This is a genomic window from Mesorhizobium sp. P2_E10, from assembly GCF_056404235.1.
The window spans coordinates 203157-225329 of sequence record NZ_JBFUEK010000007.1; the positions used below are offsets into that span (position 1 = coordinate 203157).

29 protein-coding genes are annotated in these 22173 nt (G+C 62.3%); 19 read left to right on the plus strand and 10 right to left on the minus strand.

All coding sequences use genetic code 11. The features are described 5' to 3' along the window. Positions 1-912, minus strand: coding sequence for an alpha/beta hydrolase (locus tag AC1D0N_RS20355; RefSeq protein ID WP_477246998.1), 912 nt, complete (start codon positions 910-912; stop codon positions 1-3). Between the two features lie 48 nt (positions 913-960). Here AC1D0N_RS20355 and AC1D0N_RS20360 point away from each other — a divergent pair, with 48 nt between their 5' ends. Then, complete coding sequence (locus tag AC1D0N_RS20360; protein ID WP_477247000.1) at positions 961-1413, plus strand: MarR family winged helix-turn-helix transcriptional regulator; 453 nt, start codon at positions 961-963, stop codon at positions 1411-1413. Between the two features lie 22 nt (positions 1414-1435). On the opposite strand, the gene AC1D0N_RS20365 is transcribed toward AC1D0N_RS20360, so the two are convergent. Then, positions 1436-2047, minus strand: coding sequence for a pyridoxamine 5'-phosphate oxidase family protein (locus tag AC1D0N_RS20365; protein WP_477247002.1), 612 nt, complete (start codon positions 2045-2047; stop codon positions 1436-1438). 66 nt (positions 2048-2113) lie between these two features. Further along, entirely contained in the window at positions 2114-2467 is a 354-nt protein-coding gene (locus AC1D0N_RS20370; protein WP_477247004.1) for a gamma-butyrobetaine hydroxylase family protein, read from the minus strand. A gap of 198 nt (positions 2468-2665) precedes the next feature. Between AC1D0N_RS20370 and moaA the strand changes: the two genes are divergently transcribed. The 14 genes from moaA to AC1D0N_RS20440 all read left to right on the plus strand — a co-directional run bounded on the left by moaA (position 2666) and on the right by AC1D0N_RS20440 (position 12687). After that, positions 2666-3661: a GTP 3',8-cyclase MoaA gene (moaA, locus tag AC1D0N_RS20375; protein ID WP_477247005.1), complete on the plus strand. Its 996-nt coding sequence runs from the start codon at positions 2666-2668 to the stop codon at positions 3659-3661. Between the two features lie 53 nt (positions 3662-3714). Beyond that, positions 3715-4188, plus strand: a complete 474-nt coding sequence (locus AC1D0N_RS20380) for a hypothetical protein (RefSeq protein WP_477247007.1) — start codon at positions 3715-3717, stop codon at positions 4186-4188. A gap of 119 nt (positions 4189-4307) precedes the next feature. Next, positions 4308-4667: a hypothetical protein gene (locus AC1D0N_RS20385; protein WP_477247009.1), complete on the plus strand. Its 360-nt coding sequence runs from the start codon at positions 4308-4310 to the stop codon at positions 4665-4667. A 147-nt stretch (positions 4668-4814) separates the two neighbouring features. Further along, positions 4815-5735, plus strand: coding sequence for a DMT family transporter (locus AC1D0N_RS20390; protein ID WP_477247011.1), 921 nt, complete (start codon positions 4815-4817; stop codon positions 5733-5735). Between the two features lie 29 nt (positions 5736-5764). After that, positions 5765-6397, plus strand: coding sequence for a molybdenum cofactor guanylyltransferase MobA (gene mobA, locus AC1D0N_RS20395; protein ID WP_477247013.1), 633 nt, complete (start codon positions 5765-5767; stop codon positions 6395-6397). Continuing rightward, positions 6394-6903 (plus strand): molybdopterin-guanine dinucleotide biosynthesis protein B, encoded by a 510-nt coding sequence (gene mobB / locus AC1D0N_RS20400; RefSeq protein ID WP_477247015.1) that lies wholly within the window; start codon positions 6394-6396, stop codon positions 6901-6903. Before mobA ends, mobB begins: the two co-directional genes overlap by 4 nt. A 157-nt stretch (positions 6904-7060) precedes the next feature. Beyond that, a complete protein-coding gene (locus AC1D0N_RS20405) occupies positions 7061-7843 on the plus strand; it encodes an ABC transporter substrate-binding protein (protein ID WP_477247017.1) in 783 nt (260 codons plus the stop codon). Positions 7844-7962: 119 nt separating this feature from the next. Next, the gene (locus tag AC1D0N_RS20410) at positions 7963-8676 is read left to right on the plus strand and encodes an ABC transporter permease (protein ID WP_477247019.1); all 714 of its coding nucleotides are present in this window, start codon (positions 7963-7965) and stop codon (positions 8674-8676) included. Next, a complete protein-coding gene (locus AC1D0N_RS20415; RefSeq protein WP_477247021.1) occupies positions 8673-9491 on the plus strand; it encodes an ABC transporter permease in 819 nt (272 codons plus the stop codon). The genes AC1D0N_RS20410 and AC1D0N_RS20415 overlap by 4 nt, the downstream gene beginning before the upstream one ends. A 106-nt stretch (positions 9492-9597) precedes the next feature. Beyond that, entirely contained in the window at positions 9598-10467 is an 870-nt protein-coding gene (locus AC1D0N_RS20420) for an NAD(P)-dependent oxidoreductase (protein WP_477247023.1), read from the plus strand. Between the two features lie 8 nt (positions 10468-10475). Continuing rightward, positions 10476-11177: a DNA alkylation repair protein gene (locus AC1D0N_RS20425; protein WP_477247025.1), complete on the plus strand. Its 702-nt coding sequence runs from the start codon at positions 10476-10478 to the stop codon at positions 11175-11177. Continuing rightward, positions 11140-11715: a GNAT family N-acetyltransferase gene (locus tag AC1D0N_RS20430; protein WP_477247027.1), complete on the plus strand. Its 576-nt coding sequence runs from the start codon at positions 11140-11142 to the stop codon at positions 11713-11715. Before AC1D0N_RS20425 ends, AC1D0N_RS20430 begins: the two co-directional genes overlap by 38 nt. A 46-nt stretch (positions 11716-11761) precedes the next feature. Beyond that, entirely contained in the window at positions 11762-12328 is a 567-nt protein-coding gene (locus AC1D0N_RS20435; RefSeq protein ID WP_477247029.1) for a DUF3299 domain-containing protein, read from the plus strand. A 110-nt stretch (positions 12329-12438) separates the two neighbouring features. Beyond that, positions 12439-12687: a hypothetical protein gene (locus AC1D0N_RS20440; RefSeq protein ID WP_477247031.1), complete on the plus strand. Its 249-nt coding sequence runs from the start codon at positions 12439-12441 to the stop codon at positions 12685-12687. A 13-nt stretch (positions 12688-12700) separates the two neighbouring features. Here AC1D0N_RS20440 and AC1D0N_RS20445 read toward each other — a convergent pair whose 3' ends face one another. The 4 genes from AC1D0N_RS20445 to AC1D0N_RS20460 form a co-directional block, all read right to left on the minus strand. Further along, positions 12701-13192 (minus strand): Lrp/AsnC family transcriptional regulator, encoded by a 492-nt coding sequence (locus tag AC1D0N_RS20445; protein ID WP_477247033.1) that lies wholly within the window; start codon positions 13190-13192, stop codon positions 12701-12703. Positions 13193-13399: 207 nt separating this feature from the next. Then, entirely contained in the window at positions 13400-14017 is a 618-nt protein-coding gene (locus AC1D0N_RS20450; RefSeq protein ID WP_477247035.1) for a uracil-DNA glycosylase family protein, read from the minus strand. Positions 14018-14019: 2 nt separating this feature from the next. Continuing rightward, positions 14020-14631, minus strand: a complete 612-nt coding sequence (locus tag AC1D0N_RS20455; RefSeq protein WP_477247037.1) for a glutathione S-transferase — start codon at positions 14629-14631, stop codon at positions 14020-14022. A 56-nt stretch (positions 14632-14687) separates the two neighbouring features. Next, positions 14688-15311 carry a thermonuclease family protein gene (locus AC1D0N_RS20460; RefSeq protein WP_477247039.1) on the minus strand — a complete coding sequence of 208 codons (624 nt, stop codon included), beginning with the start codon at positions 15309-15311 and terminating at the stop codon, positions 14688-14690. 75 nt (positions 15312-15386) lie between these two features. Between AC1D0N_RS20460 and AC1D0N_RS20465 the strand changes: the two genes are divergently transcribed. Next, complete coding sequence (locus AC1D0N_RS20465; RefSeq protein WP_477247041.1) at positions 15387-16910, plus strand: sensor histidine kinase; 1524 nt, start codon at positions 15387-15389, stop codon at positions 16908-16910. A 5-nt stretch (positions 16911-16915) separates the two neighbouring features. Here the strand turns inward: AC1D0N_RS20465 and AC1D0N_RS20470 are convergent, their stop codons facing one another. Beyond that, on the minus strand, positions 16916-17914 hold the full coding sequence (locus AC1D0N_RS20470; RefSeq protein WP_477247043.1) for a nicotinate-nucleotide--dimethylbenzimidazole phosphoribosyltransferase: 999 nt from the start codon (positions 17912-17914) through the stop codon (positions 16916-16918). Between AC1D0N_RS20470 and AC1D0N_RS20475 the strand changes: the two genes are divergently transcribed. Genes AC1D0N_RS20475 through AC1D0N_RS20485 form a run of 3 tightly spaced genes read left to right on the plus strand, consistent with a single transcriptional unit; the run spans position 17913 to position 19052 of the window. Beyond that, on the plus strand, positions 17913-18104 hold the full coding sequence (locus AC1D0N_RS20475; RefSeq protein WP_477247045.1) for a hypothetical protein: 192 nt from the start codon (positions 17913-17915) through the stop codon (positions 18102-18104). The two genes, AC1D0N_RS20470 and AC1D0N_RS20475, sit on opposite strands and share 2 nt — an antisense overlap. Continuing rightward, positions 18101-18334: a DUF1289 domain-containing protein gene (locus tag AC1D0N_RS20480; RefSeq protein ID WP_477247047.1), complete on the plus strand. Its 234-nt coding sequence runs from the start codon at positions 18101-18103 to the stop codon at positions 18332-18334. Before AC1D0N_RS20475 ends, AC1D0N_RS20480 begins: the two co-directional genes overlap by 4 nt. 13 nt (positions 18335-18347) lie before the next feature. After that, a complete protein-coding gene (locus tag AC1D0N_RS20485) occupies positions 18348-19052 on the plus strand; it encodes a TIGR02281 family clan AA aspartic protease (RefSeq protein WP_477247049.1) in 705 nt (234 codons plus the stop codon). Between the two features lie 5 nt (positions 19053-19057). Here the strand turns inward: AC1D0N_RS20485 and dusA are convergent, their stop codons facing one another. After that, positions 19058-20065, minus strand: a complete 1008-nt coding sequence (dusA, locus tag AC1D0N_RS20490; protein WP_477247051.1) for a tRNA dihydrouridine(20/20a) synthase DusA — start codon at positions 20063-20065, stop codon at positions 19058-19060. Between the two features lie 577 nt (positions 20066-20642). Further along, positions 20643-22145, minus strand: coding sequence for a winged helix-turn-helix domain-containing tetratricopeptide repeat protein (locus tag AC1D0N_RS20495; RefSeq protein WP_477247053.1), 1503 nt, complete (start codon positions 22143-22145; stop codon positions 20643-20645). Between the last annotated feature and the right edge of the window lie 28 nt (positions 22146-22173).

A 22173-nucleotide genomic window follows, 5' to 3' on the forward strand; every position in this document is an offset into this window, starting at 1 on the left:
TCAGTGCAGCAGCACCGATTCCCGATGGTCGGCAATGAAGCCGACGGCGCGCTCGACCACGCCCTTGTCGGCGAGGATGCGGCGATGGCCGAGTCCATCGGCCCAATGAAGCCGCACATGGTCGCCGGCGCCGGCATAGCGCGTTGCGTGATCGGCGGAGACTTCACGGTCGTCCGGCGCATGGATGACCAGCGTCGGCACCGGCCTGTGCGCAAGCTGGCGGTCGCCGGTGAATTCGTGCAGCGGCCGGCCGGATAGTTTTTCAACCCGATCGGCCATCGCGATTTGCGAGCGCGGGCCGACATTGAGCATGCGGCTGAAGTCGGCGAAGATCGTCGGCAACGAACTCGGCGCCGCGATAAGCACCAACCGTTCGGCCGCCAGCGGCGCAATGTTCCTGACCGAACCGGCAACGGCATTGGCGGCAACGGCACCGCCGAAGGAATGGCCGACCGCTGCTGCGAACGGTCCGAACCATTCGCCAGCGATTCGCACGGCTTCGACGGCATTGACCAGGTTCAACCGACGGCCCTGCGACTGCCCGTGGCCCGGCAGGTCGAGCGAGACGACCTTGTAGCCGGCGCTGCGATAGCCTTCGATCAGCGTGCGCATATATTCGGTGCGCGACCGCCAGCCATGGATGACGAGCACCGTGCCGGCGGACGCCCTGCCCGGCTCGGGCCTGAATTCATGCACCATCACACAGCCGGTCTTGGTCTTCAGCCGGTGATGACGCGCCTCGGCCATGAAATCGGCGGCGCGCGCGACAGCGCGCCGTTCGCCATCGCTAAGCGCCTTCACATTCGGCGTGCGGCAGAACAATTCGAATGCCGCGCGGCCGCTCAGGCGCGGAGCGACATACTCGGTCGCCGCGAACACGCCCCGGATGACCTTCAGCCCAAATGATGCCATAGTGGCGATCCATCCATTCCGTTCAAGCATGAACATAATAGTTCAAACATGAACATTAAGCAAGAGCTACCCTGGGACAACCCGCGTTTTCGCAACTGGGTCGCGGTGGCGCGCGCCTGCCATGCACTGGAACGGGCGCTGGCGGCAAAGCTGGCGCCGCTTGACCTCAAGCCGGCGCAGCTCGACGTGCTGATGAACCTCTATCGCCACCCCGGCATGTCGCAGCACGATCTCGCCCGCCGCCTGCTGGTCGGGCGCTCCAACATCACCATGCTCTTGCCGCAGCTGGAGAGCCGCGGCCTGCTGCGCCGCGAAGGTGACGAGAAGGACAAGCGCGTTTTGCGGCTGACCCTGACCGAAGCCGGCACGGACCTGTTGATGAAAGCGCTGAAGGTGCATATGGCGCTGATCGAGAAGGCGATGAGCCAGTCGACGCCGGAACAATGCGACATGATCGGCGAGCAGATGCGCAAGATCTATGACGTACTGAAGGAAGCGTGATCCAACCGGCCTCGCGACCCACTCACCACATCGTCTTTTTCGCCCGCTCCGGCCATTCCTTGTCGTAGGTCTCGCCGTCAATGTTCTTGCGGCTGGTGACTTCCAGGATTTGTCCCGGCGTCGGCAGCGATTTTGGATCGACATGCTTTGCCGGGTTCCACAGTTCCGAGCGGACGATGGCGCGGGCGCACTGGAAATAGACCGAATCGACATCGACCACGGTGACCGAGCGCGCCGGCTTGCCTTCGACGGTGAACGACGCACAAAGCGCCGCATCGGTGGTGATGTGGGCGCGACCATTGACGCGCAGCGTGGTGCCGGAGCCGGGTACCAAAAACAGCAGGCCGACGCGCGGATCGCGAATGATGTTTTTCAGCGAGTCAGCCCGGTTGTTGCCGCGCCGGTCCGGCATCATCAGGGTTTTCGGATCGTGGATGCGCACGAAGCCGGCGAGATCGCCGCGCGGCGAGCAATCCAGCCCCTCGGGACCACTGGTCGCCAGCGCGACAAAGGGCGAGGCCTCGATGAAGGCGGCATATACGGGAATGACATGATCGAGCTCCTTGACCACCGATGCTTCGCCGGGCAGGCCATAGAGGGCTTCGAGCTGTTCGACCGAAGTGATGACGGACATCTTGTTCACCTCCGAACCTTTGCCGGCGCTATCCCAGATCCGTGACGTTTTGACGACAATCCAGAGCTAACGATCGCGGCTCAGGCCCTTTTCTTCGAGCTCCGCGAGATAGGCGTTCCAGCGCGCGTCCTTCTCGTGGCCTAGCGTATGCAGGTAGTTCCAGGTGAAGATGCCGGTGTCGTGGAAATCGTCAAAGGTGATGCGCACAGCATAGTTGCCGACCGGCTCGATCTTCAGGATGGCGACGTTGCGCTTGCCGGGAACGGTCACGCGCTGTTCCGGCGAATGGCCCTGCACCTCGGCCGAAGGCGAGGCGACGCGCAGCAGCTCGGCCGGCAGTTCGAACGGCCGGTGATCCGGAAAGGTCACCGAGAGCAGTCTGCGGTCTTTCGAGACCCTGAGTTCCTTTGGTGCCGTCATGATGGTAGCCCCCGCATCGATCGCCCTTCCCTACGCTGCTTCGCGCAGCGGGAAAAGGCGCCTTAGGGGCAACCGACATGCCATGTCGGCCAGGGAATGTTACCAAAGATCGAGAGCCGCTATCTTGAATGCGAAGCTGGATCGTATCACATAGCGGTATATAACGCCGCCGTTCGCGGCCACGGGAAACGCACAAGCATGAACATGATCGACCCATTCGGTCGCACAATCAGCTATTTGCGCGTGTCGGTTACCGACCGCTGCGATTTCCGCTGCACCTATTGCATGGCCGAGGACATGGCCTTTCTGCCCAAGAAGGACCTGCTGTCGCTGGAGGAACTCGACCGGCTTTGCACCGTGTTCATCGAAAAGGGCGTGCGCAAGCTGCGCCTGACCGGCGGCGAGCCTCTGGTGCGCAAGAACATCATGCATCTGGTGCGCCAGATTTCACGGCATCTGAAGAGCGGCGCGCTGGAAGAATTGACGTTGACCACCAACGGTTCGCAGCTTTCGCGCTTTGCCGCCGAGCTCGCCGATTGTGGCGTCAAGCGCATCAACGTCTCGCTGGACACGCTCGACGCCGACAAGTTCCACAAGATCACCCGCTGGGGCCATCTCGGCAAAGTCATGGAAGGCATCGACGCGGCACAGGCGGCGGGGTTGAAGGTCAAACTCAACGCGGTCGCGCTGAAGGATTTCAACGACGTCGAATTGCCGGAGATGATGCGCTGGGCGCACGGCCGCGGCATGGATCTGACGGTCATCGAAACCATGCCGATGGGCGAGATCGAAGCCGACCGCACCGACCAGTATTTGCCGCTGTCGCTGCTGCGCGCTTCGCTGGAGCGCCAGTTCACGCTGACCGACATCCCCTACAAGACCGGCGGCCCGGCCCGCTATGTCCAGGTCACTGAAACCGGCGGACGGCTGGGCTTCATTACGCCGATGACGCATAATTTCTGCGAAAGCTGCAACCGCGTCCGCCTGACCTGCACCGGCACGCTCTATATGTGCCTCGGCCAGGAAGACGCCGCCGACCTGCGCGCACCGCTGCGTGCATCCGAAGGCAACGAACTGGTCGCCGATGCCATTGACGAGGCCATCGGCCGTAAGCCGAAGGGCCATGATTTCATCATCGACCGCCGCACCAGCCGCCCCTCGGTTTCCCGGCATATGAGCGTCACCGGCGGCTGATTTTTTCGCCGATCTCGTGCAAGATCGCCTCCGTCATTGGCTGGAGGCATGGCATGAAACGACTTTTCCCGACCCTGGCGTCTTTCGCAGCGATTGCAACGACCACGGCTGTTGCCGCGCCATTCACCTACGTCAACGAGCGTTTCGGCACGGTCTGCACTTTTCCCGACGAGGTCTTCACCGATCGCCAACCCGAACCGGACAATGGCGACGGACAGGTGTGGCTCAGCGCCGACGGCGCCAGCCTGACCTGCTCGGGCATATACAACGTCGACGATGACACACCGAAAGGCTTTGTCGCCGCCGAGAAAGCCAGCAAGGTGCCGGGCTACACGATCACCTACAGCAAGACCGGCAAGGACTGGGCGGTGCTGTCGGGCGTCAAGGACAAAAACATCTTTTACGAGCGCCGCCTGTTCGGCAAGGATGGCGTCATCCGCACCGTCTGGATCGATTATCCGCCTGCGCTAAAATCCAAATACGACCCTCTGGTCGGGCCGATCGCTGGCAGCCTAAAGGGGCCATGAGCATTTTCGGTAACGCCCCCGAAAAAGTCTCGTCCGCAAGCGGTTGCCTGATTTACCGCCAGCATGTTCCGGCCTAGCTTTCCGCGCAGCGGAATCGTCGCTCACAGGGGGAATACACCATGCGCAAACTCATTCTTTCTCTCGCCTTGCTCGGACTCGCGACTGTCCCGGCGGCAGCCCAATCGATTGGCGGCACCTACGCTGTCGCCGGCACCAATTTCGACGGATCGGCCTATGGCGGCGAAGCGACGATCACGCTGACCAGCGAGACGACCTGCACAATTCATTGGGAGACTGGTGGATCGTCCTCGGACGGCATCTGCATGCGCAATGATGACGCCTTTTCCGCCGGCTATGTGATGGGCAAGGAAATCGGCCTCGTCGTCTACAAGGTGCAGGAAGACGGCTCGCTGCACGGCCTGTGGACGATCGCCGGCAAGGACGGCAACGGCACCGAGGTGCTGACGCCGAAGAAATAAGCTCTACCGCTCCAGCCGCGGTCGTGATCTCGCGGCCTGTCCGGGAAACATTGCGGGCCACAACGAAACGCTGTGGCCCAGTCCTTTGGCGTTGCTGTTTGGAAACCGGCTGTTACAGGCTTGATCCACCCAAAACCGGTAACGCCCTTGCCTCTTTCCCCAAACATTCGCGGCGCGCTGTTCATGATCGTGGCGATGGTCGGCTTCACGCTCAACGACGCCATCACCAAATTCTCGTCGGAATCGATGAACATGGCGCAGGTCATGTTCATCCGGGGTGCCTTTGCTTCGCTGTTCGTCGGTCTGCTCGCCTGGCAGCGCGGGGCGCTGGCCCGGCCGGGCTCGATGCTGCAGCCATTGGTGGCGATCCGCGTGATCGGTGAGGCCGGCGCCACCGTGGCCTTCCTCGTCGCCCTTGCCCATTTGCCGATTGCCAATGTTTCGGCCGTGCTGCAGGCGCTGCCGCTGGCGGTGACCATGGGCGCGGCACTGGTGTTCAACGAAGGTGTCGGCTGGCGGCGCTGGCTGGCCATTGCCGTCGGTTTTGCCGGCGTGCTGATCATCGTGCGGCCTGGGTTTGAAGGGTTCAGCGTCTATTCGCTGCTGGCGCTGACCAGCGTCGCCTGCTGCGCGGTGCGCGACCTCGCCACCAAGCGAATACCGCAGGCCATTCCAACATTGCTGGTGTCGACCGCCACGGCGCTTGCCATGACGGTGCTGGGCGCGGCGCTGCTGTCACCGATGGGCGGCTGGACACCGATGACGGCAAAAAGCACGGCGCTGCTGGCGCTGGCGGCAGTGCTGGTGCTGATCGGCTACCAGTTCATCATTATGGCGATGCGGGTGGGCGACATCTCCTTCATCGCGCCGTTCCGCTACACCGCCCTTTTGTGGTCGATCTTGCTTGGCCTGTTCATCTTTGGCGACCTCCCCGATCTGCCGATGATTCTTGGTGCCACGATCATCATTGGTTCCGGCCTCTATGCCCTCTACCGCGAGCGCGTCGTCGGCCGGCAAAAAACCGCCGCCGAAAGCGCTGGACCGGACATGGCGCCGGACGGCATATAGGCCCAGCCGATACATACAGACAGTGAGCGATGAGCCGAGACGTTGCAGGGATCATTCTGGCCGGCGGTCAGTCAAGGCGCATGGGTGGCGGCGACAAGAGCCTGCTTACCCTTGGCGGCGACAGCGTGCTGGACCACGTCGTTGCGCGTTTTGCGCCGCAGGTCGGATTGCTGACGCTCAGCGCCAATGGCGACCCGGCGCGATTCGCCCAAGTCGGACTGCCGGTGCTCGCCGACACGGTAACAGGCTTTGCCGGACCGCTTGCCGGAATCCTGACCGGGCTCGAATGGGCTGCCGCGAACACAGGGTGCAAATCACTTGTGACGGCCGCTGGCGATACGCCTTTTCTGCCAAACAATCTGGTTGAACGACTGACGGCGGCGACTGAAAAGCGTCCAGGTTCGATTGCCGTCGCCAGTTCGGGCGGCAAGCGGCATCCGACCTTCTCGCTGTGGCCTATGGATCTGCGCGACGCCTTGCGAAGCTTTCTGGTCGACGAGAACAACAGGCGGGTTTCCGCCTTCATCGACCGGCATGATTTTGTCGAGGTGGACTTTCCGATGCTTGCAGCCGGCGGGCACGAGATCGACCCGTTCTTCAACATCAACACGCCGGACGACCTTGCCGAAGCCGAACTGCTGCTGCAAAGCATGACCCCATGAACAGACGCGTCTTCGGCATCACCGGCTGGAAGAATTCCGGCAAGACGACATTGACCGAAAAACTGGTCGCCGAGTTCGTGCGGCGCGGCTGGAAGGTGTCGACGGTCAAGCACGCTCATCATGATTTCGACATCGACAAGCCCGGGGCCGACAGCTTTCGCCACCGGCAGGCCGGCGCCACGGAAGTCGCGATCGCCTCCGGCAAGCGCTGGGCGCTGATGCACGAATTGCGCGGCGAGGATGAACCGACGCTGGAGGCGATCCTGGCGCGGCTGGCGCCGTGCGACATCGTGCTGGTCGAAGGCTACAAGCGCGAGGCGCACAACAAGATCGAAACGCGGCGGCTGGAGGCCAGCGACCGGGCGCCGCTCGCGGCAAACGACCCGCACATCGTCGCCATCGCTGCCGACTTTGCGGTTCCCGGCGAAAGGCTGCCGGTGTTCGATCTCGACGATGTGAAATCGATAGCCGACTTCATCGAGGGTACGACTGGTCTCGTTACTTGAGCCGTGACGCAGCGGCAGAATAGCTTTGCCGATCGCGATGGTTTTACAGTTGCTTTTTTCCCGGAAAGAGTGGGAGTATCCCGATCAGCGGGCGGTCAAAGCACCGCCCCACAGAGCCGTACGGAACCACGGCCGGGACCATAAAGAGAGGACTATCATGCGTATTGCACTGCGTATCGCGCTCGCCGCATCGGCTGCGCTGCTGACGCTCGGCGTAGCCCAGGCCCAGGAAAAGACCCTGCGGATCGGCACCGAAGGCGCCTACCCCCCGTTCAACAACCTGACCGCCGACGGCCAACTCGTTGGCTTCGACATCGATATCGCCAAGGCGCTTTGCGACGAGATGAAGGTGAAGTGCACCTTTGTCGCGCAGGATTGGGACGGCATCATCCCGGCGCTGCAGGCCGGCAAGTTCGACGCCATCATTGCCTCGATGTCGATCACGCCGGAGCGTGCCGAGAAGGTCGACTTCACGAATAAATACTACAACACCCCGCCGGCGATCGTCGCGCCCAAGGACAGCGACATCAAGGGCGTGACCAAGGAAGACCTGGCCGGCAAGACGATCGGCGTGCAGGCTTCGACCACGCATTTCAACTACTCGACCGCAACCTACACCGACAGCACGGTCAAGCCCTATCCGACTGCGCAGGAATACCAGCTCGACCTGGCCAATGGCCGCCTCGACGCCGCCAATGACGACATCGTCGTGCTGCAGCAATGGCTGGATTCGCCGGACGGCGCCTGCTGCAAGCTGATCGGTGCGATCAAGCCTGACGTCAAGATCCACGGCCCGGGCGCTGGCATCGCGGTGCGCAAGGGCGAGACCGATCTGGTCCACCAGTTCAATGCGGCGATCGACGCCATCCGCGCCAACGGAAAGTACAAGGAAATCAACGACAAGTACTTCAAGTTCGACGTCTATGGCGGCGATTCCTGATCGCAGCTTTCTGATCAAGAGAACGGCGGGATAGTCCCGCCGTTCTTGCAAGATGCCGGGCACGAGGGGTGACGCGGCGTGGCTCTCCAAAGAGCGGATGCGGGAGAACAGGCGAGCGGATGCAGAGCGTATGGACGCTTCTCAGTTGGGGACCCGATGGCTGGCTTGACGATATCGTCTCTGGTGCCGCCGTCACTGTTATTCTGGCGCTGGCCACGCTTCCAATCGGTTTGACGATCGGCTTTTTTGTAGCGCTGGGCAAACAATCCGAGGAACCTTCGCTGCGGGTTGCCGCCAACATCTATACGACGATCTTTCGCGGACTTCCGGAGCTGGTGACGCTGTTTTTGTTCTTTTTCGGCGGCCCGCTGATCCTGCAATATCTCGTCAGATTGATAAACCCTGAAGCGACCATCGACATCAACGGCTTCGTCGCCGGCATGATCGTGCTTGCGATCATCTTCTCGGCCTATGCCAGCGAGGTATTCCTCTCGGCTTTCCGGGCCATTCCAAAAGGGCAGTATGAAGGCGGCTACGCCATCGGCCTGTCATACGGGCAAACGATGCGCAAAGTGATTTTGCCGCAATTGCTTCGAATCGCGTTTCCGGGCCTGGAGAATTGTTGGCTGAGCCTGCTCAAGGACACGTCTCTGGTATCGGTGGTCGGCCTGGCCGAAACTCTGCGTCAAGCCGGCGTGGCCGCACGCGTCACCAAACACACCTTCCTGTTCTTTAGCGTGGCCGCAATGGTATTTCTGATCCTGGCCATCATTTCATCCTTTGCCACCGGCGCCATACTGCGCTCGCTTGGCCGGCGGGAGGCACAGCGATGAGCATCGCAGCCGCTGTGGAACGGCCTCCGGCGCGTGCGCGCGGCTGGCCGCGTTCGCGAATTGTCGGGTACGTTCTGGTTGGCGTCTGGATTGCCGCCGGCGCCGGCATCGTCGCCTATCTGGTTTTGGCCGGAAACAGCGAACTCTTTGCCAAGTATGGTCCCAGCTACCTGGAAGGGCTCGGCGTCACGCTTTCGCTGGTCGGCATCTCGATTGTCCTTGGTGCCATCCTGTCCCTGCCGGTCGCCTATGCGCGCATGTCGAATAACCGGATTCTCTCCAGTCTGGCCTACGGTTATGTCTATTTCTTCCGCGGCACGCCGCTGCTGGTCCAGACCTTTCTGGTCTATTATGGCGTCGGCTCGTTCAAGCCACAGCTCGAAATGGTCGGCCTATGGGGCTTCTTCCGCGAGGCGTTCAACTGCGGCGTCTTTGCCTTCGCCCTCAACACCGCCGCCTATCAGGCCGAGATCCTGCGCGGCGCGATTGAAAGCGTGCCGAAAGGCCAATGGGAGGGGGCTGCTTCGCTCGGCCTGCACAAGTTGCAGACGCTGCGCAAGGTCATCCTGCCCCAGGCACTGATCGTCGCGCTCAGGCCGTACGGCAACGAGCTCATCCTGATGGTCAAGGCCTCGGCCATCGTCGCCATCATCACCGTCTACGACCTGATGGGGATGGCCAAGCTGACCTATGCGCGCACCTTCGACATCCAGGCCTATATCTGGGTCGCCCTCGTCTATCTCGTGATGGTCGAGATATTGCGGCACGCGATCGAATGGATCGAGCGGCGGATCACCATACATCTCAAGCGCTGACCGGGTTTGCGGCTGCACCACCCGATCCTGACGCTGCGGCGGCTTGACGAATTCGCCGCAAGGCCTAGACGTTCGGGCGATCAAATTCCCGTCGGAAGGTAGAACTATGGCATCGGTGGCATTTCTCGGTCTTGGCGTCATGGGCTATCCAATGGCCGGGCATCTCCGGAACAAGGGCGGCCATGACGTCACCGTCTACAACCGTACGACGGCAAAGGCCGAGCAATGGGTTGGCCAGCACGGCGGCAGCCTTGCCACAACGCCTGCCGAAGCTGCCGACGGCAAGGATTTCGTCTTCTCCTGCGTCGGCAATGACGACGATCTGCGCTCGGTGACGACAGGCCCGCAAGGCGCCTTCAGCTCGATGAAGAAGGGCGCAATCTATATCGACAACACCACGGCGTCGGCCGAAGTTGCGCGCGAGCTGGCTGAGAAGGCGGACACGCGCGGCTTTTCCTTCCTCGACGCACCGGTCTCCGGCGGCCAGGCCGGCGCCGAAAACGGCGTGCTGACAGTGATGGTCGGCGGCGAACAGGAGGCCTTCGACAAGGCCAGGCCGGTCATCGATGCCTTCGCCCGCATGGTCGGGCTGATGGGACCGGCCGGCTCGGGTCAGCTTACCAAGATGATCAACCAGATCACCATCGCCGGCCTCGTGCAGGGGCTGGCCGAGGGCATCCATTTCGGCAAGAAGGCCGGGCTCGACATCGAAAAGGTCATCGAGGTGATTTCCAAGGGTGCCGCCGGTTCCTGGCAGATGGAGAACCGCCACAAGACGATGAATGCCGGCAAATATGATTTCGGCTTTGCCGTCGATTGGATGCGCAAGGATCTCGGCATCTGCCTCACCGAGGCCGACCGCAATGGCGCCAAGCTGCCGGTGACAGCGCTTGTCGACCAGTTCTACAAGGATGTGCAGGCGATGGGCGGCAAGCGCTGGGACACCTCTTCGCTGCTGGCGCGCCTGGAGAAATAGGATTCGCGGTGGCCGAGCTTTCGCCTCAATCCAGTGCCGACGACATCGTCGCGCATCTGCGCTCGATCGGTTCGGAGGAAAATCGCCGTGGCATGCTGCGCTACGGCATCAAGATCGAACGTGCGCTCGGCATTCCACATGGGGTGCAGCGGCAGATTGCCAGGAAAATAAAGCGCAACCATGAACGCGCCTTCGAACTCTGGCAGACCGGCATCATGGAGGCGCAGTTCATCGCTTCCGTCACGGCCGACCCGAAGCGGTTCACTGCCGCGGATGCGAGGCAATGGGCGGCGTCCTTCGATTCGTGGGATATCGTCGACGGCGTCTCCGATCTCTTCGCCGATACGGACAGCTGGAAGGAATTGATCGGCGAGTTCGCGGCCGACGACCGGGAGTTCGTTCGCCGCACAGCCTTTGCCATGATCGCCTGGTCGGTGGTCCACCGGAAGAAAGAGCCGATAGCGACCTTCCTCGACTTCCTGCCGGTCATTGAAACGCATGCCACCGATGGCCGGAATTTCGTGAAGAAGGCCGTGAACTGGGCACTTCGCTCAATCGGCAAACGATCGATGGAGATGCACGGCGCTGCCCTTGCTGTCGCCGAGCGGTTGGCGCAGTCGACCGACAAGACGGCGCGCTGGATCGGCAAGGACGCAGTGAGGGAGCTGACCAATGCCAAGACGCTCGAGCGGATCGCCAGAAAAGTCTGATCTGGCAAAAATCCATTTTGCTGAGGTAAATCGGGAAACGCGCGCCGATTTCGAAAGCCTGTTCGAAGCGCCGGGTGGACCGAAATATTGCTGGTGCATGGCCTGGCGCCACTCCAGCCGCGAGCACATCCAGAACGATGAGAAGAAACGCATGATGATGGCGCGGATCGAGGCCGGCACGCCCGTCGGCCTTGTCGCCGAGCTTGAAGGCCGGACCGTCGGCTGGTGCTCGGTCGCGCCGCGCGAGACCTATCGCAAGCTGTCGCCGCAACAGGACGATGCTGAGACCGGTATCTGGTCGATCGTCTGCTTCTATGTGCCCAGAGCCTTGCGCGGCGGCGGGCTGGCGGCGGCGCTGCTCGACGCTGCCATCGATCATGCCTTTGCCAAAGGCGCACATACGATCGAGGCATATCCGGTCGACCGGGCCTCGCCGAGCTACCGTTTCATGGGGTTTTCCGACATGTTCAAGGCCCGAGGTTTCCACGAGGTCGGAGTGGCCGGTGCTCGCCGACATGTGATGCGGCTCGAGCGTTGACGCCCCCGGTAGCGCCGGCTTTACTCAACTGCAAAGGGAGCGGCCAATGAGCAACCGTCTCAAATCAACCACGGCGCTCGCGGTCGCGTTGTTTGTGTCCGCCGCCGACGCCTCGGCCGAGACCGCGCACATATTCTGGAAGGATCTGCGCCCGGCGACACAACAAGCCGCCGAAAGCGTCGGCCTGCCGGTGATCGCGGCCAAAATGCCCGACCATGGCGAGACGCTGTCGCTCAATCTGCAGGGCAGCACCGTACAGCTAGCCGGCTATGCCCTTCCGGTCGATCGCGATGGCGACCTTGTCTATCAGTTCCTGCTGGTGCCGTGGATGGGTGCGTGCAGCCACATGCCGACGCCGCCGCCCAACCAGATCGTGCTGGTCACGCCCGCCCGCCCCTACCGGATGTCGGAGGCCTACCAGCCGGTTTCCGTCACCGGTGCGCTGCAGCCGGGCCTGGAGAAAAGCCAGCTGTTCATCCTCGACGGCGTCAGCGTCATCCAGTCGGGATACACGGTGCGCAGGGCCGACGTGGCGAGCGTCGACACGGTGCCGGACACGATCACGCTGCCGGTGAACTCGCCGTGGAGTTTCCTCAACAAAAAGAAGAACTAAGCGCCAGAGCATTTGGCGTTCCAGCGCTAGCTCCTGGGCCTCTGCTCAAGTTCGTTGCAATTCTAAACGCAAGGCGTAGGCTTCGTATGCGTTTGGAGACATTTCGACAAATGAACATGACGACCGTGAAGGAATGGTACTTCGCTCTGCTATCAAAACTGCTGAGCAGGGAGATCAAGACCATAACCAACGGCCACCTCTTGTGGGTGGCCGCAATATTTTACACCTTCCTGTTAAACGTATTCGTTCTCCCTAAACATCACGAAAACATACATCTTATTTACGCGGCGATAGGGTACCTCGTGATCATGATTCCTCTCGGCGTCGCCTTGGAACTGTTTAGAAAGTCTCCGTCGTGAGGGCCACTTCCCCTCAAGCGGCGTTGGCGCCCGACTCCTTGTCCAGCACCATGTAGTCCAGCGGCATTTCGGTCGTGTACTTGATCTGCTCCATGGCGAAGGACGACGACACGTCGCGGATCTCGATCTTGGCGATCAACCGCTTGTAGAAGGCGTCATAGGCGGCAATGTCGGGCACCACCACGCGCAAGAGATAGTCGACGTCGCCGCTCATGCGGTAGAATTCGACCACTTCCGGAAATTCCTGGACGACCTCCGAAAAGCGGCGCAGCCATTCATGGCTGTGCGAATTGGTGCGGATCGACACGAAGACGGTGACGCGCACATTGACCTTTTCATGGTCGAGGATGGCGACGCGCCGCTTGATGACGCCTTCTTCCTCGAGCTTCTGGATGCGCCGCCAGCACGGCGTGGTCGACAGACCGACCTTCTTGGCGACATCGGCGACCGCAAGCGTCGCGTCCTCCTGCAGGAGGCGGAGAATTTTTCTGTCAAGGCGGTCCATTGGGTGCTCCCTGATGCCTGTCGCCCAAAAGTGCGTAGCGGTTTTGGGACAACGACATGCATAAAAAACAAAATTCAAAGCGCGTTACTTCCCTCAGGCGCGACGCGCTTTGAGGAATGGATTGCCTATAGTCCCTCTTATCTGGGCCTTTCACAAGAAAGAAATTCTGCCGGATGGTGCAAAAGCGAGTGATTTCTTGCTGAAAGCTCAACCGATGCGATAGCGGATTTCCGACCTCAGAAACGGCAGCAAATCCATTTCAAACCATGGATTCTTCTTCAGCCAGCCTGTGTTACGCCATGATGGATGCGGCAGCGGCAGCACTTTCGGGCTGGTCGGCGCATCCCAGACGGCACGCCAATCCATCACCGTCTCGGTCAGAGAGGACCGACGCGCAGTGCCCATATGCCAGGATTGCGCATAGATCCCGATCGTCAGCACGAGATCGATGCGCGGCATCAGCGCCATCAGCGGCGCGCGCCAGGCCGGCGCACATTCGCGCCGCGGCGGCAGGTCCGCGCCTTTGGCGTTCTGGCCGGGAAAGCAAAAACCCATCGGCACGATAGCGAATTTTTCCGTGTCGTAGAACTCTTCGCTGCTGACGCCCAGCCAGCTTCGCAAGCGGTCGCCGGAGGCGTCGGTGAACGGCATGCCAGAGATATGCACCTTGGTGCCCGGCGCCTGGCTGGCGAGCAGGATGCGTGCGCTCGACGAGGGGCGCAGCACTGGGCGCGGCTCATGCGGCAGCGGGCGGCCGACCGAATTGTCAACGCAGATGCGGCAGGCCAGGACTTTTGCCGTGAGGCTTTCCAGTTCGGAGCTCATCCTCAGGCGGCGGCGCTCGGCCGACTGGAAATCGCGCCGTGCCAGCGCAGCACGTTGGTGCAGTCTTCCGGCACCTTGATGCGCGCCGGCTTCATGAAGTCGATGGCGATCAGTCCGGTGATGTCGGCGATCGAATAGCTGTCGCCGGCGGCAAACTCGCGGTCTGCCAGCTCGGTGTCGAGGAGTTTCAGGAATTCGACCGCCTTGGGCTTGTTGGCCTCACCCCATTCGGGGATCTGGGGGATTTCCCATTCCTTCATCGCAGGATGGATGTGGCGAAAAGCCTGCGCGACGCAGCTCAGCAGATTGAACTCCATGCGCCTTTGCCACATCTCGACCTGCGCCTTGCCGAGCGCGCCGCGTCCGAACAGCGCTGGCTCTGGGTGCAATTCCTCGAAATAGCGGCAGATGGCGACGGATTCGGTGATGATCGTGCCGTCGTCGAGTTCGAGCACCGGCAGGCGCTGCAGCGGATTGCGCGAACTGACCGGCTCCTGCCTGTGTCCCAGCGCCCCCATGTCGACAGGCACCAGCGGAACCTCCAGCCCCTTTTCGGCGAGGAAAACCCTGACCCGGCGTGGATTGGGCGCGCGCCCACCATCGAACAGCTTCATTCCCTTCCTCCTCGATCTCTTCCGCGACTATAGGGCGCGCATTGATGCGTTGAGTATCACCAGAAGCGAAAAATCTCGCGCAGCGCGTCGCCGATCGAAGCCAGCGTGCCATGCTTTCTTTCGACCGGCCCGTCGTGGTGGGTTTCGCGCCAGTCATGCGGCTCGTCGAAGGTGCCTGCCCAGATGCCGGCCTTGCCGGCGCGGGCGCCGGCTTCCTCGATTTCGAAATCGCCATAGGCAACCGCCCAGCCGGCCTCGACCTGGGCGCGGTTGAGATCCTTGCCGTCGGCCTTGCAGTCGCCGAGTAGCCGGCCATAGTGGTCGCGTTGCCAGCCGCTGCAGGAGACGGGTTTGCCTGATATCAGCCGCACCAGCGACTGGCGCGCGAGCTTGCCGCAGGGATAGTCAGCGCCGTCCTTGCGGCACGTCTGCTGATATTCCGGGGCGTCGATGCCACGCATGCGGATGCGCTCGGCGCCGAGCGTGATCGAATCGCCATCGTTGACGATTGCCGCCCCTTGCGTCTTGCGCGTCTCGACCCGGTCAAGACGCGCCGCCAGAAGGATCAGCAGGCCGAGCAGGATGATCGTCAGTCCGTAGTCCACCAGCCTGCGCCACAGGCTTCGCGGCGGCCGCGGATTGTATCGCCGGCGAGGCCTTTGCGACCACGAACGGCTCATATGGCAAACAGTCTCTTAATCATTCGAACGTAGCTTAAGAATTTGAAATCGCTGCGCGTATGAATTGAAGTTTCCATGCCTTTGCTACGCTCGAACACAGCGGATAAATTCATTGTGGACCGCAGGAAACCCCATCGCAACAGCGATGTGGCGCGCGCGGTGCGCAAGACGCGCGACCGTCTCTCGCAGCAAGCCGGCAACCCCGATTTCGACCGCGAACTGCTGAAGCTGCATGCGCGCGCCATGGTGGGCGGCGCGATCGCCATCCCGTTGCTTGTGCTGGCGATCGCGGCGGCAGGGCTGTTTTCCGGCATGGACGCCAAGCGGATCGGTGTCTGGGCGTTGTTCACCCTCGCCTGCTACACCGTCGTCGTGTTCATGGCGAGGCGCATCGAACGCACTGAAGCTTCCGAGCTCAACCCATTGCGAACGCGAAGAGATTTGCTCATCGGCCATTGGCTGTGTGGCCTCGGCTGGGCCTGGTTCGCCTGGCTCGACTGCAGCGCGTGCCAGGTCGACCAGTTTCAGGTGGTCAAGGCGGTGGTGCTGCTGCTTGCCATGGCGGCAACGGCCGTCATGGCGTCGTCGCTGCGTGGCGCGCTGCTGACGACCTTTGCCATTCCGGTGGCGGTCTATGCCTATTCCGGAGCCAAGCTGTGGCTGCCAGTCGAGGCGATCATGGTCGGGCTGCTGGTCGCCGCCCTGCCGTTCTTCGACTATGTCGCCAGCCATCTCAACCGCTCGTCGCTGATGCTCTTGTCGTTCCGCTCCGAAAAGGACGCGCTGATCGCCGAGGTGGAGACGGCGAAATCGATGTCGGACGAGGCAAGGCGGCGGGCCGAAGACGCCAATCTGGCAAAGTCGCGTTTTCTGGCCTCGATGAGCCACGAACTCAGGACGCCGCTCAACGCCATTCTCGGTTTTTCCGAGGTGATGGCCAACGAGGTGCTCGGACCGATGAGCAACCCGACCTATCGCGACTACGCCCATGACGTGCACGAGTCCGGCCAGCATCTGCTCGACCTGATCAACGAGATCCTCGACCTGTCGCGCATCGAAGCCGGCCGCTACCAGCTCAACGAGGAGCCGGTGATGCTGCTCGCCATCGTCGAGGATTGCTGCCACATGATGGAGCTGAAGGCGCGCAACAAGGACATCCGCATCGTTCAGGATTTCGAAAGCACCCTGCCGCGTCTGTTCGCCGACGAACGCGCGCTGCGTCAGATCACGCTCAACCTTTTGTCCAATTCCATCAAATTCACGGCGACCGGCGGCGAAATCCGCGTTCGCGTCGGCTGGACTGCCGGCGGCGGGCAGTACATCTCGATCAAGGACAATGGACCGGGCATCCCTGAAGAGGAGATTCCGATCGTGCTTTCCGCCTTCGGCCAGGGTTCGATCGCCATCAAGAGCGCCGAACAGGGGACAGGGCTGGGGCTGCCGATCGTGCAGGGCCTGCTGGCCATGCATGGCGGCGAATTCGAGCTCCATTCCAGACTGCGCGAGGGCACCGAGGCGATCGCCATATTCCCGCCAAGCCGGGTGATGGAGGAATTGCCGGCGCTGCCGACCCAGGCGGTCGCCGCGCGCCGTCGCTGACGGCACTAGGCTTTGACGGCCGCCGCCATCCCCGAACTGGTGAGCGCGGCGGCCTTCACCAGGCCCGCGGCAAGAGCCGCCCCTACCCCTTCGCCATGGCTCATGCCGAGATCAAGCAGCGGGCGCAGGCCGAGCTGACCAGCCGCCCGCACCTGCCCGGGCTCCACCGACAGGCCGGCAAGCAGACAATGGTCGAGGGAACCAGGATTGGCGGCATAAAGCACGGCGGCCGCGGCGGTCGCCGTAAAGCCGTCGAGCAGCACCGGGATCTTCTGCATCCGCGCGGCCAGAATGGCGCCGGCAATCGCCGCGAATTCGCGCCCGCCGACCCGACGCAAGGCTTCAAGCGGGTCCCTGAGGCTCGCGCCATGAAACGCAAGTGCCGCGTCGACCGCTGCAGCCTTGCGTTCCTGCATCGCCGCATCGGCGCCCGAGCCAAGCCCGACCCAGTCGGCGCCGCTGCCGCCGAAAAGTGCTGCACACAGAGCAGCTGCGACAGTCGAGTTGCCGACACCGAGATCGCCCAAACAAAGCAGATCGGTGCCGCCGGCAATGGCTTCCATGCCGAAGGCCATGGTGGCGGCGCAACCGCGCTCATCGAGTGCTGCCTCCTCGGTGATGTCGGCGGTCGCAATGTGCAGCGCGAGATCGAAGACCTTCAGGCCGAGATCGTTGGCAATGCAGATCTGGTTGATGGCAGCGCCGCCTGCGGCGCAAAGCTCGACCGCGTTGGCGGTCGCCGCCACCGGCCGTGGCGAAATGCCGTGCCGGGTGACGCCGTGATTGCCGGCGAAGACCGCCACCAAGGGCCTTGTCACCGCTGGCGGCGCGCGCCCACTCCAGGCGGCGAGCCACGCGGCGATGTCTTCAATGCGGCCGAGCGAATTTTCGGGCTTGTCGGCTTTGGCAAACAGGGTGCGCACCCTGTTTTCCGCAACGGTATCGGCCGGCGGCAGGTTTGCCAGCAGATTGCGAAAATCGTCGAAGGGCAGCGCGCTGGTCATGTCGTTCCTGATCGTCCGTGGAATTGATCAGCGGCATAGCCGCCTTGCCCGGCCGGCACAACCTTCCCTGACATTGGCGCGAAAGCAGTTGCCGGCGGCGCATTCCGAAGGGCTTGCATTGGCTTTGCCGTTGCACCATGTGGAGATGGAACGAGGGATTCTGGACGGAATCTCCAAGAGAAAGTCATGACGGCCATCGAATCCCCGTGCATCCTCGTCTGCTCGATCGACATGAAAACCGGCTTCTGCTTCGGCTGCGGCCGCACGCGCGAGGAAATCGGCGCCTGGATCGATATGACGCCGGAAACGCGCCGAAGCGTGATGGCTGAATTGCCGGCACGGCTGGAAACGGTCGAGCGCCGGCCGCGCCGGGAAACGCGCCGCGGCCGCATGGCGCGCGAGCGCGGCGTCCTCTCTTGACCCGGCAACACCCATGAACCGATTGTTCTGGATCGTGATGGCGGCGATCGGGGTCGGGCTGATCCTGCTCATGGTCAACAATTCCGCCGGCAGCACTTTCGGCATCGAAAACAACGATTTCAGCCGCCTGATCTGGCTGGGCGCCTTCGGCGTGCTGATCAGCGCCGGCCTCATTCGATCCGGCAGACCGCTCGGCGCCATGGCGCGCAATCTCGGCGCCTGGGGCGTCATCGTGCTGGCGCTGGTTGCCGGCTACCAGTACCGCTACGAATTGCAGGATTTCGCCAGCCGGGTGACGGCCGGCCTCGTGCCCGGCAGCCCCCTGGCCTTGAGCGTCGAGGACGGCCATGCCACCGTGACGCTCGACAAGGCCGACAATGGCCATTTCGAAGCGCGCATCATGGTCAATGGCACGGCGGTTCGCACCGTGGTCGATACCGGCGCGACCAGCATCGTGCTGACCGCCGAGGATGCCCGCGCCGCCGGGTTCGATCTGGACGCTCTGAGCTTCACCATACCGGTTTCCACCGCCAACGGCATGGCGCGTGCGGCCTCTGTCAGAACCGACACGGTGGCGATCGGCGACATCGTGCGCAAGGACATGGCGGTCATGATCGCCGCACCCGGCGCGCTCGGCCAGAGCCTGCTCGGCATGAGCTTCATCGGCTCGCTGTCTGGCTTCGACGTGCGCGGCGACCGGATGATCTTGCGCGACTGACTTCGTCAGGCTGCCTGTTCGATGCGGCCGAATTCCACCGCCGCAAAAGCCGCCTTCAGCACATCCGGTCCCGCACCGGGTCTGGTCGCGTCGGTCGACAGAATCTGTCGGTAGCGGCGCGCGCCGGGCAGGCCGTGGAACAGGCCGACCATATGGCGGGTGACATGGCCGAGTCGCCCGCCCTGCTCGATGTGACGCGCCGCATAGCCGGCCATCGCGTCGATCAGCGCGGCAAAGTCGAACACGCCGGCTTCGCCGCCATAGAACGCGGCGTCGACGCCAGCCAGGATGCCGGGCGTATGGTAGGCAGCGCGGCCAAGCATGGCGCCATCGACATGGTCGAACTGGCGAAGGGCTTCCTCGAGCGACTGAATGCCGCCATTGATGCCGATGAACTGGCTCGGCTTTTTGGCCTTCAGGCGATAGACCCTGTCATAGTCGAGCGGCGGGATGTCGCGGTTTTCCTTCGGGCTCAAGCCTTCCAGCCAGGCCTTGCGGGCATGCACCCAGAGCGCGTCGGCGCCAGCCGCAAAAACCCCGTCGGCCAGCACATCGAGCGCCGGTTCGGGATCCTGCTCATCGACGCCGATGCGGCATTTGACGGTCACCGGAATGTTCACCGCGGCCTTCATCGCCGCAACGCAATCGGCAACGACATCAGGCACCTTCATCAGGCAGGCGCCGAACGTGCCCGACTGGACGCGGTCGGACGGGCAGCCGACATTGAGGTTGATCTCGTCATAGCCAAAGGCCTCGCCAATGCGCGCCGCCTCGGCAAGCTTTTGCGGATCGGAGCCGCCGAGTTGCAAGGCAACCGGGTGCTCGGCGGCGTCGAAACCGAGCAGCCGCTCGCGCGATCCATGGATGACGGCGTCCGCCACCACCATCTCGGTGTAGAGCAACGCCCGGCGCGTCAGCTGGCGATGGAAGAACCGGCAATGCCGGTCCGTCCAGTCCATCATGGGTGCTATGGCAAGCCGGGATTTTTTGTAATCGCTTGTCTTGTCTTGCATTTTCGGGAACTCGCGCCGCCTCTATCCTTGCGGCTTTTCGCTGACTTAGGTGATTTTGCGCGATTTTCCTAGCCGCCTGCGTGCCCAGCAATCTCGGCCGTGTCGCCGTCGATAACGGAGGCTCGGCCTTGCATCGGACCAGGCAGCGGTTCTGTCCAATTTGGATGGTGTTTGTTATGGTGTTTTGGAGGCCAGTGATCTTTTGGAGACCGGGGTGTTCTGTTGGCCGGCGGTGCTCTGGATAGCGAATTGAGTGACTGTTGCGGCAAACGTACTAACGCCCAGCAAAATGAGCCCCAAGAGCGGTCGCGGCAGTCGCCGTGACAACCTTCTCCTGCCGGCGCGCTTTCGCCACCGGTCAGCCTGATTGGCGCCTTGATAACGGCGGACTTTGCTCAACGCCCCTTCTCCCAATGGGAGAATGCTTCCATTGCGGGCGAGAGTTCAGATATTAGCCGGCCGAATGGACGCGCTGCCCGGGCCTTCGGTTACGTTCGATCCAGGTTGCTCTTGCCCACCCAGCGAATTCGCAAACTTGGACCCCGATCGATCTAGAACACAGCCCTCGAAGGTGCGTTCACGCGGGAAAACCAGCCTTTCTGAAGCCTGACATGAAAAGCTCGAGGCCGACTTGGTCGGCGAACGGGAAACCTGAAAACAACCGGATAGTCAGGTCGTGTTTCCTCGTCAGTGCTTCCTCGACTTCAGCGCGCGCCTTCTGCGTCTCGCCCAAATGCGCGTACGCCGCTGCGAGGAAGGCATGAATGAAGAATTGGTCGCCGGCCTTCTGATACGAACCGACGGCTTCCGCGTACCTTCCAAGCAGGAAGAGGGAGCTGCCCTTCACCTCCCAGAACCATATCGGAGGTAACGGGTCGCGCTGGAGCGCAGTTTCGAGCACGTTCAGCGCCGTCTCGGCCCGTCCGCCGTAGTTGAGCCAGCTTGCGTAGTCCCCCGCTATGTTGACGTCCAGTGGGTTCAACGAGCGGGCTTGCTCGAAATGCACTCCCGCATCGCTGTGCTGGCGCATATGCGTAAGCACCAGCCCCATGCTCTGGTGACAGACGCCATCGCTCCTGTCGAGAACGAGCGCCGTTCGTGCCGAGTCCCAGGCTTTCTGCAGCGTCCGCGGATCGTTGTCGTACCAAAATCGGCTAACAAGGGCCTGTGCGAGGAAAGCGTGGCCTTGGGCGAACGTCGAATCGAGATCGACACACCGAAAGAACAGAGGCTCGGCCTTGTCATTTTCATATCGGTGGAAGTGCGCGCGCCCCTGCAGGTAGTAGTCGTATGCATCCCAATCGGCGGGAGGCTTGCGTCTGGTCCGGCTCGCCGAATCGGCCTCTGTTTGGCCTTCGACCATCGAGGCGATAAGAGCCGCAACCTCGTCTTGCAATGCAAAGATGTCGTCGAGGGCCCGGTCGTACCGTTGGGCCCACAGGTGGGTGCCGGTGGCGGCGTCAATCAACTGTGTGGTGATCCGAATGCGATCACCGAGCTTTCGTATGCTGCCTTCGACGAGGTAGCGAACGCCGAGTTTGCGATGGACTTCGGCAATGTCCAATGCCGGATGGCGAAACTGAAAAGATGAATTGCGCGCGATGACAAGCAGGGAGCGGAACCTGGCCAGCTCCGTAATTATGTCCTCGGTTATGCCGTCGCTGAGATACTGCTGGTCCTGATCGCCGCTCAGATTGGCAAAAGGCAGCACCGCAATCGACGGCTTGCCGGACGGCGGTGTCGGTCTGAGGGATGCGCTCGCCACCGGCTCGACAGTCCCGGTGAAGCGGTAGCCGATACGAGGCACCGTGGCGATCCACTCGCCGCCGTTGTCAGCCGGACCGAGTGCCTTTCTTAGTGTCGCGATTTGGACGGTAAGGTTGCCTTCCTCAACGGCGGTGCCCGGCCAGGCAGCGTCCATCAGCTCGGCCTTGGTCAGGATCTCACCGGGCCGTGCCGTCAGCGCAGCAAGCAGCGTCAGCCCGCGATGCCCAACAGCGATCGGGATCCGCTCTTTAAGGAGCGTCCCGATGTCGGGATCGAGTACGAACGGACCAAAAGCGATGCGAGTCCCCTGCATGTGAGCATACTAGACGTTTCGGACGGTT